At 70.1% G+C, this 15,441-nt stretch carries 14 protein-coding genes; 12 read left to right on the top strand and 2 right to left on the bottom strand.

The annotated features are described in order from the left end of the window. The first annotated feature begins 65 nt into the window (after positions 1-65). From AC0B61_RS06695 to AC0B61_RS06655, 9 genes are all read left to right on the top strand, one after another. Positions 66-632, top strand: a complete 567-nt coding sequence (locus AC0B61_RS06695) for a DUF1707 and DUF4190 domain-containing protein (RefSeq protein WP_471739513.1) — start codon at positions 66-68, stop codon at positions 630-632. A gap of 259 nt (positions 633-891) precedes the next feature. After that, a complete protein-coding gene (locus AC0B61_RS06690; RefSeq protein WP_471739512.1) occupies positions 892-2,505 on the top strand; it encodes a hypothetical protein in 1,614 nt (537 codons plus the stop codon). A 49-nt stretch (positions 2,506-2,554) separates the two neighbouring features. Continuing rightward, entirely contained in the window at positions 2,555-4,156 is a 1,602-nt protein-coding gene (locus AC0B61_RS06685) for a DUF2142 domain-containing protein (protein ID WP_471739511.1), read from the top strand. Between the two features lie 377 nt (positions 4,157-4,533). After that, a complete protein-coding gene (rpsL, locus tag AC0B61_RS06680) occupies positions 4,534-4,905 on the top strand; it encodes a 30S ribosomal protein S12 (protein WP_014144289.1) in 372 nt (123 codons plus the stop codon). A 2-nt stretch (positions 4,906-4,907) separates the two neighbouring features. Further along, positions 4,908-5,378: a 30S ribosomal protein S7 gene (gene rpsG, locus AC0B61_RS06675; RefSeq protein WP_030232420.1), complete on the top strand. Its 471-nt coding sequence runs from the start codon at positions 4,908-4,910 to the stop codon at positions 5,376-5,378. Between the two features lie 39 nt (positions 5,379-5,417). Then, a complete protein-coding gene (gene fusA, locus AC0B61_RS06670; RefSeq protein ID WP_471739510.1) occupies positions 5,418-7,523 on the top strand; it encodes an elongation factor G in 2,106 nt (701 codons plus the stop codon). A gap of 219 nt (positions 7,524-7,742) precedes the next feature. Next, the gene (gene tuf, locus AC0B61_RS06665; RefSeq protein ID WP_471739509.1) at positions 7,743-8,936 is read left to right on the top strand and encodes an elongation factor Tu; all 1,194 of its coding nucleotides are present in this window, start codon (positions 7,743-7,745) and stop codon (positions 8,934-8,936) included. A gap of 204 nt (positions 8,937-9,140) precedes the next feature. Next, complete coding sequence (locus AC0B61_RS06660) at positions 9,141-10,103, top strand: glycosyltransferase family 2 protein (protein WP_471739508.1); 963 nt, start codon at positions 9,141-9,143, stop codon at positions 10,101-10,103. Beyond that, positions 10,100-10,549 (top strand): GtrA family protein, encoded by a 450-nt coding sequence (locus AC0B61_RS06655; protein ID WP_471739507.1) that lies wholly within the window; start codon positions 10,100-10,102, stop codon positions 10,547-10,549. The genes AC0B61_RS06660 and AC0B61_RS06655 overlap by 4 nt, the downstream gene beginning before the upstream one ends. Before the next feature lie 77 nt (positions 10,550-10,626). Here AC0B61_RS06655 and rfbC read toward each other — a convergent pair whose 3' ends face one another. Together rfbC and rfbA are read right to left on the bottom strand one after the other, a co-directional pair. Next, positions 10,627-11,226 (bottom strand): dTDP-4-dehydrorhamnose 3,5-epimerase, encoded by a 600-nt coding sequence (rfbC, locus tag AC0B61_RS06650; protein ID WP_471739506.1) that lies wholly within the window; start codon positions 11,224-11,226, stop codon positions 10,627-10,629. Then, a complete protein-coding gene (gene rfbA / locus AC0B61_RS06645) occupies positions 11,223-12,098 on the bottom strand; it encodes a glucose-1-phosphate thymidylyltransferase RfbA (RefSeq protein WP_471739505.1) in 876 nt (291 codons plus the stop codon). The genes rfbC and rfbA overlap by 4 nt, the downstream gene beginning before the upstream one ends. 81 nt (positions 12,099-12,179) lie before the next feature. Here rfbA and rfbB point away from each other — a divergent pair, with 81 nt between their 5' ends. The 3 genes from rfbB to AC0B61_RS06630 are packed head-to-tail and all read left to right on the top strand — an operon-like array spanning position 12,180 to position 15,423. Further along, positions 12,180-13,157 (top strand): dTDP-glucose 4,6-dehydratase, encoded by a 978-nt coding sequence (gene rfbB, locus AC0B61_RS06640; RefSeq protein WP_471739504.1) that lies wholly within the window; start codon positions 12,180-12,182, stop codon positions 13,155-13,157. After that, entirely contained in the window at positions 13,154-14,089 is a 936-nt protein-coding gene (gene rfbD / locus AC0B61_RS06635) for a dTDP-4-dehydrorhamnose reductase (protein WP_471739503.1), read from the top strand. The genes rfbB and rfbD overlap by 4 nt, the downstream gene beginning before the upstream one ends. Further along, positions 14,086-15,423 carry a polysaccharide biosynthesis protein gene (locus AC0B61_RS06630; protein ID WP_471739502.1) on the top strand — a complete coding sequence of 446 codons (1,338 nt, stop codon included), beginning with the start codon at positions 14,086-14,088 and terminating at the stop codon, positions 15,421-15,423. The genes rfbD and AC0B61_RS06630 overlap by 4 nt, the downstream gene beginning before the upstream one ends. Positions 15,424-15,441 lie beyond the last annotated feature (18 nt).

The raw sequence follows: 15,441 nt of genomic DNA, 5'->3' as shown, positions 1-15,441 counted from the left end.
GTTCGTCCTGCACCATGAGGAGCAGTGAGCGTGCGCGGGGGTACCGCGGTACCGGGAGGTGGCGGATGTCCGTTCAACCGTGGGGCGAACCCGGTCCCGGTGACAGGTACGGCGGGAGCCACGGCCGCCGACCGCCCGTCAGTCGGCACCCCGCTCCCGCCCCGGCCCTGTCCCCGCAGGCCGCGATGCGGGCGGGCCACGCGGACCGGGACCGGACGGTCGACGTGCTGCGGGCCGCGTTCGCCGAGGGCCGCCTCTCCGCCCAGGAGTTCGAGCAGCGCCACGAGGCCGTGGCTGCGGCGCAGACCTACGGCCAACTGGCCGCGCTGGTGGTGGACCTGCCCGCCGGCCCGATGGCGCCGTCGGCCTTCGCCCCGGCCGCCCCGCCGGTGCCGGCCGCCTTCCTGCCCGCCCCGCCCCCGCCGGCCCGCCCCACCAACGTGCTGGCCGTGGTCTCCCTGATGTGCAGCCTGACCGGCCTCTCCCTGCCGGCGGTGGCCGCCGGCCACATCGCCCGCGCGCAGATCCGCCGCGACAACGCGAACGGCGACTCGGCGGCCGTCCTCGGCCTGGTCATCGGCTACCTGGGCAGCGCGTTCTGGACCCTGGTGATCCTCCTCGGCATCCTCTAGCGGGAAGGCGCGGGATCCGGCTGGTGGCCGTACGGGAAAAGGGGCATCGGGGGCGGCGGCCCGGCGCCCGGCACGCTCTTCACAAGGTGAAGGACCTATGATGCCCGGGGCTGCCCCCGCGCGCCTGAATCCCGTACGTTCCGCGACCCGCCGGCGAAGTGGCGCCGGGGGCCGGGTGAGCTACCACGAGTCGAGGACCGTTCCAGTGACAGTCAGTGCCCAGGAGGCATCCGGAGTCCCGTTGTCCGGGGGGCGTTCGTTGACCCGGGGATCGGAGCGCCGCTCCGGCGCCCGGGTCCGGACCTCCTCCCCGGTGCTGCTCGCGGGCGAGGCGCTGGTCGCCTTCCTGGCCGCGCTGGTCCTGCCCCTGCTGGCCCGCGGTTTCAAGCTCGACCCGCTGGACCGGATCGCCCAGGTGAGCGGGCTCGCCGCGCTGCAGTTGCGGTTCGCCCTGATCGGCCTGGTCCTGCTCGCCGCGGTCGTGGTCGCCATGCGCGTCCGGTCCGGACGGCACTTCGGCCTGGTCGCCCGGTTCTCCTCGGCCGGTCTGGCCGGCCTCGCCAGCGGCTTCGTGGCGGCCGGAGCGGTCATCGCCCTGCTGGGGACTCCCTGGCCGATGTTCGGCCTCAACGGCGACAGCGGCCGCATCGTCGAGTGGGCCCACGCGGTGGCGAACGGTCAGCCCTCGGGCTCGCCGGTCTACCCGCCGGCGCCGCTGTACACCCTGGGCTACTACGCCGAGTGGTTCCGCGGCGGCAACACCGCGTACGCCTTCAAGGACCTGCAGATCCTCGGAGCCGCCGCGTTCGGCCCGCTGGTCTACCTCTCCTGGCGCATGCTGCTCAGCCCGGTCCGCGCACTCGCCTTCGGCGTGCTGCCGGCCTTCGCCCTGATCGACGCCTACAAGCCGTACGGCCAGACCGTGCTGGTCGTGCTGGTGCCGGTCCTGGTGGCGCTGGTGGTGCAGTTGCGCCGGAGCGGGACGGCGTCCTGGCGGTCGCTGCTGGCGAAGGCGGCGGGCTTCGGCGCGCTGCTCGGGCTGCTGTTCCTGACCTACTCCGGCTGGTTCCTGTGGAGCGCGGCGGGCGTACTGGTCGCGGCGCTGATGTACTTCCCGTGGCGGGACGGCCGGCGCAAGGGCCTGGCCTTCCTCGCCACCACCGGCGCCGCCTTCCTGCTGGTCTGCGGCAGCTACCTGGTGACCATGCTGACGGAGGGCCAGGAGACCAAGGACATCAACTTCCGGTTCGACAACTACACCGACCCGGCGTACTTCCTGATGTGGCGCACGGACCTGCCGGGCAAGGTCGGGGAGTGGCCGCTGCCGGGCGAGTTCGGCGGCATGGACCTGTTCGCCGTGGTGATGTTCGTCGCACTCGGCGCCGCGCTCTGGCTCGGCATCCGCAAGCCGCTGGTCGTCACCATCTGCTGCATGTTCGCGAGTGCCTGGGTGATGCGGATGTACCTCGCCTCGCACATGTACGAGACCCAGACCGTGCAGCTCTACACCCGGACGAACAACCAGATGCTCTACTGCGGCCTGCTGCTGTGCGCCCTGGTGGCCCATCTGGTGTCGCTGCGGATCGCGGAGCGCCGGCGGGCCGCCGAGGCCGGTGCGGGCCCCGTCGAGGGGGGCGGCCTTCCCGGGCCGCAGGCCGCCGTGATCGGTACGCTGTTCGCGCTGCTCTTCCTGTTCGGTACGGTCTCCTCGTCGATGTCGGACCGCTACATGCCGGCGAAGGAGAACACCTACCGCATCCTGCCGTGGGTGTCGCACACCGTCCGGAACCTCGACGGCAGCTGCCCGGAGTTCGCGCCGGAGGGGCAGTGTTCGAAGGACGGCGACCAGTCGTGGATCAGCATGATCAAGTAGCGCCAGTTCCCGCCCGTGAGCTCGGACTGACCCCGAAGGCCGTTTCCAGATGATGATCACCGCCGTCAAGACCCTCGCCGACCGGCTCGCGTCCTCGCCGAGGCGGCTGTGGGCCGTGGCGTTCGCGATCCTGTTCGCCCTGAGCGCGTCCTGGTCGCTCAGCACCCCGCCCGGCGGCTCGCCGGACGAGCACGCGCACCTCGTCCGGGCGGCCGCGGTCGCCCGCGGCCAGGTCCAGGGCCGGGAGGTCATGGTCCCGCACGTGGTCGGGGGCATCGAGGGCAAGTTCGCCGAGACCGGCGTCGAGCTCCCGCGCATCTACCAGGACCTGAAGGACGTCAACACCTGCTACGTCTTCAAGCCCGAGACGCCCGCCTCCTGTGCCCCGGCGCTCAGGGAGACCCCCGGGACGACCCTGGTGACCACGGCGGCGGGCCGCTACCACCCCGCGTACTACTTCGCGGTGGGCTGGCCCAGCCTCCTGGTGCACGGCGAGGCGGCCTTCTACCTGATGCGCCTGATCTCGGCGCTGATCTGCTCCGCCCTGGTGGCGAGCGCGGTGGTCTCGGCGGCGGAGTGGCGGCGGCGTTCCTTCACCCTGCTCGGCGTGACCACCGCGACCACGCCGATGGCCCTGTTCATGTTCGGCGCGGTCAACCCGAGCGGTCCGGAGATCGCGGCGGGCATCCTGGTCTGGAGCGCCGGACTCCCGATGCTGATGAGCCCGGACCCGCACCTGCTGAACCGCCGGCTGGCCCGCCTGGGCATCGGCGCGCTGGTGCTGATCAGCATCCGCCCGCTGGGGCTGATCTGGTTCGCCGGGGCCCTCTTCTTCGGGCTGCTGCTGGGACGCAAGGGCGCGCTGGGCGACGTGCTCCGCCGCAAGGCGACCTGGCTCTGGGGCGCACTGGCGGTCGCGGCGGCCGTGGCGGCCCTGGCCTGGTCGTCGAGCCACCCGGACAACTCGGTCATCGACACCCCCAGCGACCTCACCCCGCTGACCGCGGCCCGGAAGACCTTCGACAACGGCCTGCTGTACATGAAGCAGATGGTCGGCTACTTCGGCTGGCTGGACGCGGAGCCGCCGGCCGCGACCCTGCTGGTCTGGTGCGGTGTGGTGATCGCCCTGGCGCTGTTCGCGTTCTGCTACGCACGGTTGCGGGACACCCTGGCCATCGTCGGGGTGATGGTCGGCATCGTCGTGATACCGATAGCGGCCCAGGCGATGCAGGCACGCCAGCTGGGCATGATCTGGCAGGGCCGCTACCTGCTGCCGTTCGCCGTCGGCCTGCCGATCGTGTGCGCGGCGATCTGCCACGAGCGACTGCCGTGGGGCGGCTTCGCCTGGCGCCGGCTGCTGGTGCTCGCCGGCTTCTCGCTCAGTGTGGTCAACGCCGCAGCGTTCCTCTGGGCGCTGCGCCGCAACGCGGTCGGCGTCGACGGCCCGCTGCTGATCAGCCCGGCCCACTGGTCGCCGCCCGGCGGTTGGACGGTCTGGCTCGTCCTGTACTCCGTGGCCTCTCTCACAATGGGCCTGTTCGTGGCCGTGTCGGACAACCGGGAGCGTGCCGTGCCGCAGTCGTCCGGGGCGTCCGGGAGCGGGGGCGCACAGAGCCGATCCCCGCTCGCCGGAGCACATTTGGAGGCGTAGCGTTTCGCGGTGCGGGGGGTGCGCGGTTGTGGTACGGGCCCGGTTTCGGGCCGACCCGGGTACCGCTTCCGGTGCGAGCCCCGCGACCTGCGGCGTTGCATTTGTTTTGACCGAGCCCGATGCGCTAGGTACGCTCTGACCTTGTGCCTGGGGTGTCCCCGGGTCCTTGTGCGTGCATGCACACCGGTCGCCGCGCCGAGCCGGAGCGCCTCCCAGCGCCCCGCGCGTAGAGCGCCGTCGCTGTACATCAGCCATGGGATTCCGTGTCGTAACAAGCCCAACACACCCGACCGCGTGGGTCGACCACGGGGTTGTGTGCGAGGGAGACACCGCAGGTTAGTTCCACCAAGCCTTGGCACACAGAAAACGGAGAAACGGTGCCTACGATCCAGCAGCTGGTCCGAAAGGGCCGGCAGGACAAGGTCGAGAAGAACAAGACTCCCGCGCTGAAGGGTTCCCCGCAGCGCCGTGGGGTCTGCACGCGTGTGTACACGACCACCCCGAAGAAGCCGAACTCGGCGCTTCGTAAGGTCGCCCGTGTGCGCCTCACCAGCGGGATCGAGGTCACCGCTTACATTCCGGGCGAGGGCCACAACCTGCAGGAGCACTCCATCGTGCTGGTGCGCGGTGGTCGTGTGAAGGACCTTCCTGGTGTCCGCTACAAGATCATCCGCGGTTCGCTTGACACCCAGGGTGTCAAGAACCGCAAGCAGGCTCGCAGCCGCTACGGCGCCAAGAAGGAGAAGTAAGAATGCCTCGTAAGGGCCCCGCCCCGAAGCGCCCGGTCATCATCGACCCGGTTTACGGCTCCCCGGTCGTCACCCAGCTGGTCAACAAGATCCTGCTGCACGGCAAGCGCTCCACCGCCGAGCGGATCGTCTACGGCGCCCTCGAGGGCGTCCGCGACAAGACCGGCTCGGACCCGGTCGTGACGCTGAAGCGCGCGCTGGAGAACGTCAAGCCGGCCCTCGAGGTCAAGTCCCGCCGTGTCGGTGGCGCGACCTACCAGGTCCCGGTCGAGGTCCGTCCGGGCCGCGCCAGCACCCTGGCGCTGCGCTGGATGGTCGGTTACTCCCGCGCCCGTCGCGAGAAGACCATGACCGAGCGCCTGATGAACGAGATCCTCGACGCCAGCAACGGCCTGGGCGCTTCCGTGAAGCGTCGTGAGGACACCCACAAGATGGCCGAGTCCAACAAGGCCTTCGCGCACTACCGCTGGTAGTCCGTACCCCGTCACTAGACAGAGAGAGAACGAGCCACCATGGCTGCAACCTCCCTTGACCTCGCCAAGGTCCGCAACATCGGGATCATGGCGCACATCGACGCGGGCAAGACGACCACCACCGAGCGGATCCTGTTCTACACCGGTGTCTCGTACAAGATCGGTGAAGTCCACGACGGCGCTGCCACCATGGACTGGATGGAGCAGGAGCAGGAGCGCGGCATCACGATCACGTCGGCCGCGACGACCTGTCACTGGACGGTCGACGAGGCCGACCACACCATCAACATCATCGACACCCCGGGCCACGTCGACTTCACCGTCGAGGTGGAGCGTTCGCTGCGCGTCCTCGACGGTGCCGTGACGGTGTTCGACGGTGTCGCCGGTGTCGAGCCCCAGTCCGAGACCGTGTGGCGGCAGGCTGACCGCTACGGCGTCCCGCGCATCTGCTTCATCAACAAGCTGGACCGCACGGGCGCGAACTTCTTCTTCTGCGTGCAGACCATCGTGGACCGCCTCGGCGCCACCCCGCTGGTCATGCAGCTCCCGATCGGTGCCGAGTCGGACTTCCAGGGCGTCGTCGACCTGGTCCGCATGAAGGCGCTGGTCTGGTCCGCCGAGGCGGCCAAGGGCGAGATGTACGACATCGTCGACATCCCGGCCGAGCTGCAGGAGCAGGCGGACGAGTACCGCGAGCAGCTGATCGACACCGTCTCGAACATCAGCGACGAGATCATGGAGCTCGCCCTCGAGGGCGAGGACATCCCGGTCGAGCTGCTGCAGGACGCGATCCGCAAGGGCACCCTGAACTCGGACTTCACTCCGATCTTCTGCGGCACCGCCTTCAAGAACAAGGGCGTTCAGCCCCTGCTCGACGCGGTCGTCAAGTACCTGCCGTCGCCGCTGGACATCGAGTCGATCGAGGGCACCAAGCCCAACGACCCGGAGACCAAGATCTCCCGCAAGGCCTCGGACGACGAGCCGCTGGCCGCGCTGGCGTTCAAGATCATGTCCGACCCGCACCTGGGCAAGCTCACCTTCGTCCGGATCTACTCCGGCCGCCTGGAGTCCGGCACCTCGGTGCTGAACGCCGTGAAGGGCAAGAAGGAGCGCATCGGCAAGATCTACCGGATGCACGCGAACAAGCGTGAGGAGATCGAGTCGGTGGGCGCCGGCGACATCGTCGCCGTCATGGGCCTGAAGCAGACCACCACCGGTGAGACGCTGGCCGACGAGAAGAACCCGGTCATCCTGGAGTCCATGGACTTCCCGGCCCCGGTCATCCGCGTCGCCATCGAGCCCAAGTCCAAGGGTGACCAGGAGAAGCTGGGTGTCGCCATCCAGCGTCTCGCCGAGGAGGACCCGTCCTTCCAGGTCAACACGGATGACGAGACCGGCCAGACCATCATCGCGGGTATGGGCGAGCTGCACCTCGAGGTGCTGGTCGACCGTATGAAGCGTGAGTTCAAGGTCGAGGCCAACGTCGGCAAGCCGCAGGTCGCGTACCGCGAGACGATCCGTCAGGCCGTCGAGCGCATCGACTACACCCACAAGAAGCAGACCGGTGGTTCCGGTCAGTTCGCCAAGGTGCAGATCGCGATCGAGCCGCTCGAGCAGGCCGAGGGCTACGAGTTCGTCAACAAGGTCACCGGTGGCCGTGTGCCGCGGGAGTACATCCCGTCGGTCGACGCCGGCTGCCAGGAGGCCATGGAGTTCGGCATCCTCGCGGGCTACCCGCTGCAGGGTGTCCGCGTGAGCCTGCTCGACGGTCAGGCGCACGACGTCGACTCCTCCGAGCTCGCGTTCAAGATCGCCGGTTCGATGGCCTTCAAGGAAGGCGCGAGGAAGGCCAAGCCGGTCCTCCTCGAGCCGATGATGGCCGTCGAGGTCACCACGCCCGAGGACTACATGGGCGACGTGATCGGCGACATCAACTCTCGCCGTGGCCAGATCCGGTCCATGGACGAGCGTCACGGTGCCCGCGTCGTCTCGGCGCTGGTGCCCCTCTCCGAGATGTTCGGCTACGTCGGTGACCTGCGCAGCAAGACCTCTGGTCGCGCCAGCTACTCGATGCAGTTCGACTCGTACGCCGAGGTCCCCAAGGCCGTGGCTGAGGAGATCATCGCCAAGTCCAAGGGCGAGTAGGTCCGGCTCTGCCGGCCCCGGGATCAGTCCGACATTCGGGATGATTCCGACCCCTTAGGCTATTAGGAGGCGACCCGGGAGGATCCGCACGGATTCTCCCGGGGCCTCCGGCCCCTACCCCGCGGGACGGTACGAGGTGCTTCCGGCACCACGGACCAAGCCCGATCAAGACCAACTGACGTCAGCACGGCGTACAGGATCTGTCCTCAGGAGGACTCAGTGGCGAAGGCGAAGTTCGAGCGGACGAAGCCCCACGTCAACATCGGCACCATCGGTCACATCGACCACGGCAAGACCACGCTGACCGCGGCCATCACCAAGGTGCTGCACGACGCGTACCCGGACCTGAACCCCTTCACGCCGTTCGACCAGATCGACAAGGCCCCGGAGGAGCGTCAGCGCGGTATCACCATCTCGATCGCGCACGTCGAGTACCAGACCGAGGGCCGTCACTACGCGCACGTCGACTGCCCGGGTCACGCTGACTACATCAAGAACATGATCACCGGTGCCGCCCAGATGGACGGCGCCATCCTGGTGGTCGCCGCCACCGACGGCCCGATGCCGCAGACCAAGGAGCACGTCCTCCTGGCCCGCCAGGTCGGCGTTCCGTACATCGTCGTCGCCCTGAACAAGGCCGACATGGTGGACGACGAGGAGATCCTGGAGCTCGTCGAGCTCGAGGTCCGCGAGCTCCTCAGCGAGTACGAGTTCCCGGGCGACGACCTGCCGGTCGTCCGCGTCTCCGCGCTGAAGGCGCTGGAGGGCGACAAGGAGTGGGGCGAGAAGCTCCTCGGTCTGATGAAGGCCGTCGACGAGAGCATCCCGACCCCGGCCCGCGCCGTGGACCAGCCGTTCCTGATGCCGATCGAGGACGTCTTCACGATCACCGGTCGTGGCACCGTCGTCACCGGTCGCATCGAGCGCGGCATCCTCAAGGTCAACGAGACTGTCGACATCATCGGCATCAAGGAGACCAAGACCACCACCACGGTCACCGGCATCGAGATGTTCCGCAAGCTGCTCGACGAGGGCCAGGCCGGTGAGAACGTCGGTCTGCTCCTCCGTGGCATCAAGCGCGAGGACGTCGAGCGCGGCCAGGTCATCATCAAGCCGGGTTCGGTCACGCCGCACACCGACTTCGAGGCCCAGTCCTACATCCTGTCGAAGGACGAGGGTGGCCGTCACACCCCGTTCTTCAACAACTACCGCCCGCAGTTCTACTTCCGTACCACGGACGTGACCGGCGTCGTGACCCTCCCCGAGGGCACCGAGATGGTCATGCCGGGCGACAACACCGCCATGACGGTCGCGCTGATCCAGCCGATCGCCATGGAGGAGGGCCTCAAGTTCGCCATCCGTGAGGGTGGCCGCACCGTCGGCGCCGGCCAGGTCACCAAGATCATCAAGTAATTGGTGCTCTGACCTGCCTGCCTCGTACAGGCCGAGTCCGAAGGGCCCCGCGCACCGCACGGTGCGCGGGGCCCTTCGGCGTCCACCGGCACCCCGTTCACGGGGCGCTCACCCGGGCACGCCGCCTTTCACCGCCCGCTCATGGCCGACTGTTATGGTCGGGCCACCAGCAAGCCCCGCCGTCGCGGAAAGTGGGACCAACGCATGTCAACGGCACCGCTGTTGTCGATCGTGATGCCGATCTACAACGAGCAGGAGGCGCTCCCGTTGACCGTCGAGCGGCTGCGGCCCCTCCTCGACGGCCTCGACGTCACCTACGAGGTGGTCGGCGTCGACGACGGCAGCACCGATGCGACGCCGGTGCTGATGCGGAAGATCCGGCAGGACTGGCCCGAGTTCCGCATCGTCCGCTTCGCCCGCAACTCAGGGCACCAGGCCGCCCTCAGCGCCGGCCTCCACCGCGCCTTCGGCGACTACGTCGTCTCGATCGACGCCGACCTGCAGGACCCGCCGGAGAAGATCCCCGAGATGCTGGCGCTCGCCCGCGAGCAGAGCCTCGACATCGTCTACGGCGTCCGCGGCGACCGCGGCACCGACACCTTCTTCAAGCGGCACACCGCCGGGGCGTACTACTGGCTGATGCGCAAGCTCGTCGGCAAGCGGATGCCCAGCCAGGCCGGCGACTACCGGCTGCTCAGCCGGGCGGCGGTGGACGCGCTCAAGGCGATGCCCGAGCACCAGCCGGTCTACCGGCTGCTGGTGCCGTGGCTGGGCTTCCCCAGCGGCGAGGTGGTCTACGTCCGGGAGGAGCGGGTCGCGGGCAGCACCCACTACCCGCTGTCCAAGATGGTCCGGCTCGCGCTGGACAGCGTCACCAACTTCTCCGCGTCCCCGCTGCGGCTGGCCACCTGGCTCGGGCTGTTCAGCTTCCTGGTCTGCATCGCGCTGGCGCTCTACACCACGGTCGCGTACGCGCTCGGCTCCACCGTGCCCGGCTGGTCCTCGCTGTTCATAGGGATGCTGTTCATCGGGGCCGTCCAACTGGTCTGCGTCGGACTGCTCGGCGAGTACGTCGGCCGGATCTACTCGGCGGTCCAGGCGAGGCCGGCCTACTTCGTCGGCTACGACTCGGCCGAGGAGCAGGACAGGTACGGGACGGGCGAGTGAACGAGACCCTCTCCGCGGACCGGGGCGAGCCCGACGGGCCGGGCGCCGCGCCGCCCGGGATGCGGCGCCAGCTGCCGTCCTTCCTGGTCATCGGGGTGCTGAGCACCCTCTTCTACCTGGCGCTGTTCGTCGTCCTGCGCCTGGTCGGGTCCTCGCAGACGGCCAACCTGGTCGCCCTGGCCGTCAGCGCGGTGGCCAACACCGCGGCCAACCGCCGCTTCACCTTCGGCATCACCGGCTCGGACGGCGCGGTGCGCCACCAGCTCCAGGGCGCGGTCGCGTTCCTGATCGGGCTCGGCCTCAGCAGCGGCGCCCTGGCCCTGCTCGACGCGGCGGTGCGGCACGCGTCCCGGGTGGTCGAGGTGGCCGGGCTGGTCGTGGCGAACGGCCTCGCCACCGTGGCCCGGTTCGTCCTGCTCAAGCTCTGGGTGTTCAAGCGGCGCTGAGGCCGGCGCGGCCGGTACCGACGACGGAGGGGACGCGTGCACCGGCACGCGTCCCCTCCGTCGTCGCGGCGGCGCCGCTACTGCTTCCGCAGCGACTCCGTGTAGGCCTTGCAGGCCTCGTAGTCCGGCAGCAGGCCACTGGCGACGGCCTCCGCGAGCGACGGCGCGACCGCGTCGCGGGCCGACAGCTGCGGCGCGTCGGCCGGCCACTCGATGCCGAGGTCCGGGTCCAGCGGGTGCACGCCGTGCTCGCCGGTCGGGTTGTACGTCGCCGAGCAGAGGTAGGTCAGCGTGGCGTCGTCGGTGAGCGCGCAGAAGCCGTGGCCCAGGCCCTCGGAGATATAGACGGCCTTGCGCTCGGTGTCGTCCAGCCGCACGCCCTCCCACCTGCCGAAGGTCGGCGAGCCGACCCGCAGGTCGACGATGACGTCCAGCACCGCGCCGCGGGTGCAGGCCACGTACTTGGCCTGGCCGGGCGGGACGTCGGCGAAGTGGATGCCGCGGACGACGTCCTTGGCGGACAGCGACAGGTTGGCCTGCGCCAGGTCCAGCGGGTGGCCGACGGCCTCGGCGAGGAGGTCGAAGCGGTACCACTCGGTGAAGTGGCCCCGCGCGTCGCCGTGCACCTGCGGGGTGATCTCGAAGGCGCCTTCGATGGAGAGCTCGCGGAACTTCACCGGGCGGCCGCCTCGTCGAGCAGGGTCACCAGGTACTGGCCGTAGCCGCTCTTCAGCAGCGGCTCGGCGAGCTCGCGCAGCTGCGCGTCGTCGATCAGGCCGGCCCGCCAGACCGCCTCCTCGATGCAGCCGATCTTGAGGCCCTGGCGCTCCTCGATGACCCGGACGAACTCCGAGGCCTGGACCATCGACACGAAGGTGCCGGTGTCCAGCCAGGCGGTGCCGCGGTCGAGGATCGTGACGTGCAGGTCGCCGGTGCGCAGGTAGGCGTCGTTGACGGCGGTGATCTCCAGCTCGCCGCGGGCGCTGGGCTCCAGGTTGCGGGCGATCCCGACGACCCGGTTGTCGTAGAAGTACAGGCCGGGGACGGCGTACCGGGACTTGGGCTCGGCCGGCTTCTCCTCGATCGAGATGACCTGGCCGCTCTCGTCGAACTCGACCACGCCGTACGCGGTCGGGTCGGCCACCGGGTAGGCGAACACCCGGCCGCCCTTGATGTCGGAGTGCTCGGTCAGGCGGGTGCCGAGGCCGCTGCCGTGGAAGATGTTGTCGCCGAGGATGAGGGCCACCGGCTCGTCGCCGATGAAGTCGGCGCCGAGCACGAAGGCCTGGGCGATGCCCTCGGGCTTCTCCTGGACGGCGTACTGGAGCTTCAGGCCGAGCTGGGAACCGTCACCCAGCAGCCGTTCGAACTGGTCCCGGTCGTTCGGGGTGGTGATGATCAGGATTTCGCTTATCCCGGCCATCACCAGGGTCGAGAGGGGGTAGTAGATCATCGGCTTGTCGAAGACCGGGAGGAGTTGCTTCGACACCGCACGGGTCAGGGGCCACAGCCGCGAGCCGGTGCCGCCGGCCAGGAGGATTCCACGCATGGGTGCACCCTATTCGAGAACCGAGGGGCCGGTGGGGGGCGGGGCGGGAGGCCGCTCGGGCGGCGGTAGACTACGCGCATTATGCGCATCCTCGTGACCGGCGGCGCCGGATTCATTGGTTCGGAGTTCGTCCGTCAGCTCCTCGGAGCGGACGAGAGCGCCCGGATCACCGTCTTTGACAAGCTCACCTACTCGGGCGTCCTGGAGAACCTGGCCCCGGTGGCGGACCACCCGGGCTACACGTTCGTCCAGGGCGACATCTGCGACGCGGACGCCGTCGACCAGGTCATGCCGGGCCACGACGTCGTGGTGCACTTCGCCGCCGAGTCCCACGTGGACCGCTCGATCGCCGGCGCGGGCCCCTTCGTCCTCACCAACGTCGTCGGCACCCAGGTGCTGCTGGACGCGGCCCGCAAGCACGGCGTCGGCCGCTTCGTGCACATCTCCACCGACGAGGTGTACGGCTCGATCAGCGAGGGCTCCTGGACCGAGACCTGGCCGCTGGAGCCGAACTCCCCGTACTCGGCCTCCAAGGCCTCCTCCGACCTGCTGGCGCTGGCCTACCACCGCACCCACGGCATGGACGTCGTGGTGACCCGCTGCTCCAACAACTACGGGCACTACCAGTTCCCGGAGAAGGTCATCCCGCTGTTCACCACCAACCTGATCGACGGCAGGAAGGTGCCGCTGTACGGCGACGGTGGCAACGTCCGCGACTGGCTGCACGTCTCGGACCACTGCCGGGGCATCGAGCTGGTCATGCGCGGCGGCCGCGCGGGCGAGGTCTACAACATCGGCGGCGGCACCGAGGCCACCAACAAGGAGCTGACCGGCCTGCTGCTCGAAGCCGCCGGCGCCGGCTGGGACATGGTCGAGCACGTCGAGGACCGCAAGGGCCACGACCTGCGCTACTCGATCGACATCAGCAAGATCCGCGAGGAGCTCGGCTACGAGCCGCAGGTCCGCTTCGAGGACGGCCTCGCCGCGACCATCGCCTGGTACCGCGAGAACCGCGCCTGGTGGGAGCCGCTGAAGCAGAAGGCGGCCCTGGCCAAGTGACCGCGAACGCCGCCGGCCGGGTGCGCTGGCTGGTCACCGGCGCCGCCGGGATGCTCGGACGGGACCTGCTGTCGGTGCTCGCCGCCGACCCGACCGCCGAGGTCACCGCGCTGCGCCGGGCGGACCTCGACATCACCGACGCCGCGGCCGTGCAGGCCGCGGTCGAGGGCCACGACCTCGTGGTCAACTGCGCCGCGTGGACGAACGTCGACGGTGCGGAGACCGAGGAGGAGGCCGCCACCGCCGTCAACGGCACCGGCGTCCGCCACCTGGCCGCGGCCTGCGCCAAGACCGGCGCCCGGCTGCTGCACGTCTCCACCGACTACGTCCTGCCGGGCGACGCCACCGAGCCCTGCCCGGAGGACGCCGCGACCGTGCCGGTCAACGCGTACGGCCGCAGCAAGCTGGTCGGCGAGCGTGCCGTCGCCGAGCTCCTGCCCGAGCACGGCTACACCGTGCGCACCGCCTGGCTGTACGGCGAGCACGGCCCGAACTTCGTGGCCACCATGCTCAAGCTGGCCGCCCAGCGGGACACCCTGGACGTGGTCGACGACCAGCACGGCCAGCCGACCTGGTCGTACGCGCTGGCCGGCCGCCTGGTCGAGCTCGGCCGCGCCGCGCTCGCCGGCCGGGCCCCGGCCGGGGTCTACCACGGCACCGCGAGCGGCCGGACCACCTGGTTCGGCCTGGCCCGCGAGACCTACGCGCTGAGCGGACTCGACCCGGAGCGGATCCGCCCCACCACCTCGGAGGCGTTCGTCCGCCCGGCCGTCCGCCCGGCCTTCAGCGTGCTGGGCCACGACCGCTGGGCCGCCGCCGGGCTGGCACCGCTGCCCGAGTGGCGGGCCATGCTGGCCGAGGCCCTGACCGAACCCGTCTTCGCCGAACTGGCCGCCACGGCCCGGACCACCGAGAGCGACAGACCTCAGTGAAGAACGCACTGACGAAGGTGACGGCCGCGCTGCCGCCGGGAACCCTGGCGGTGGCCGGCGGCACCGTCGTGCTGGGCGCCGCCTCCTACATCCACCTCGGCGTGGCGGGCCACAGCCTGTCCGTCGACGACATGGCGAACGTCTCGCTGCTGTGGACGATCGTGATGTCCGTCGGCATCGGCGTCTTCTTCCCGATCGAGCAGGAGCTCACCCGGATCGTCGCGGCGCGTGCGGCGCTCGGCCACGGTGCCGCGCCGGTGCTGCGCCGGGCGACCCTGCTCACCGGCGGGATCCTCGGGGCCACCCTGCTCGCCCTCGGCGCCGCGTCCGGCCCGATCGCCCGGACGATGTTCCACGGCGACCGCTCGCTGGTGCTGGCCCTCGGCGGGGCCTTCACCGGCATGGCCGTCTGCTACCTCACCCGCGGCGTCCTGGCCGGCCTCGGCCGCTTCGGCGCGTACGGCACCCAGCTCGGCCTGGACGGCGGGCTGCGGATCGGCCTGGCCTTCGCCTTCGGCGCGGCCGGGGTGCACTCGGCGCTCGCGTTCAGCCTGATCCTGGCCATCGCCCCGATCCTCGCCGCGATCGCCACGCTGCCCCCGCTGCTGCGCGCGGTCCGGCCCGGCGAGCAGGTCGCCTGGTCCGAACTCTGCTCCGGCCTGGGCCTGCTGATCTGCTCCACGCTGCTCTCGCAGGTCGTGGTCAACGCCGCGGTGGTGAGCACCAAGCTGCTCGCGCCGTCCGACTCCGCGTTGATCGCCGCCCTGCTCAACGCGCTGGTGCTGGCCCGGGTGCCGCTGTTCGTCTTCGGCTCGCTGCAGGCCTCGCTGCTGAACGGCCTCTCCGCGGCGATCGCGGTGGGCGACCGGGCCGCGTTCACCGGTATGCTCCGCCGGATCGGCGCCGTGGTGGGCCTGCTCGGGCTGCTCGGCGGCATCCCGGCGGTCGCCCTCGGCCCCCGGCTGATCCAGGTGCTGTTCGGTGCCAAGCCGGTGCTCGGCTGCCTCGACTTCTTCTGGTTGTCCGCCGGCACCGTGGCGTACATGTTCGCGATGGTGCTCGGCCAGGCGCTGATGGTATTCAAACGACACAACCTCCAGCTGCTCTGCTGGGCGGTCGGCACCGCGGTCCTCGCGGGGGTGACCTTCCTGCCGGGGGAGGTGTCCACCCGCGTGATCCTGGCCTACACGGCCGGTTCCGCCGCCACCGTCCTCGGTATGCTGGCGGTCCTGAGGCAGAGCTTCGGCCGTTCGGCGACGAGCTCGGCCGGTCTCGTCCAGCAGTCGGGTGACTCCAACACCGCGGTGTTGAGCAGCCGGACGGCCGGTGAGTGACCGTGTCCGCCCCCCATC

This window comes from Kitasatospora sp. NPDC023385 (assembly GCF_055664045.1).
This window is presented reverse-complemented; position numbering and strand designations above follow the sequence as displayed.

Excerpts from the sequence above, each read along its gene's own strand:
- AC0B61_RS06695 (WP_471739513.1), top strand. The coding sequence starts at position 66 with ATGTCCGTTCAACCGTGGGGCGAACCCGGTCCCGGTGACAGGTACGGC.
- AC0B61_RS06685 (WP_471739511.1), top strand. The coding sequence starts at position 2,555 with ATGATGATCACCGCCGTCAAGACCCTCGCCGACCGGCTCGCGTCCTCG.
- rpsG (WP_030232420.1), top strand. The coding sequence starts at position 4,908 with ATGCCTCGTAAGGGCCCCGCCCCGAAGCGCCCGGTCATCATCGACCCG.
- fusA (WP_471739510.1), top strand. The coding sequence starts at position 5,418 with ATGGCTGCAACCTCCCTTGACCTCGCCAAGGTCCGCAACATCGGGATC.
- AC0B61_RS06660 (WP_471739508.1), top strand. The coding sequence starts at position 9,141 with ATGTCAACGGCACCGCTGTTGTCGATCGTGATGCCGATCTACAACGAG.
- rfbA (WP_471739505.1), bottom strand. The coding sequence starts at position 12,098 with ATGCGTGGAATCCTCCTGGCCGGCGGCACCGGCTCGCGGCTGTGGCCC.
- rfbB (WP_471739504.1), top strand. The coding sequence starts at position 12,180 with ATGCGCATCCTCGTGACCGGCGGCGCCGGATTCATTGGTTCGGAGTTC.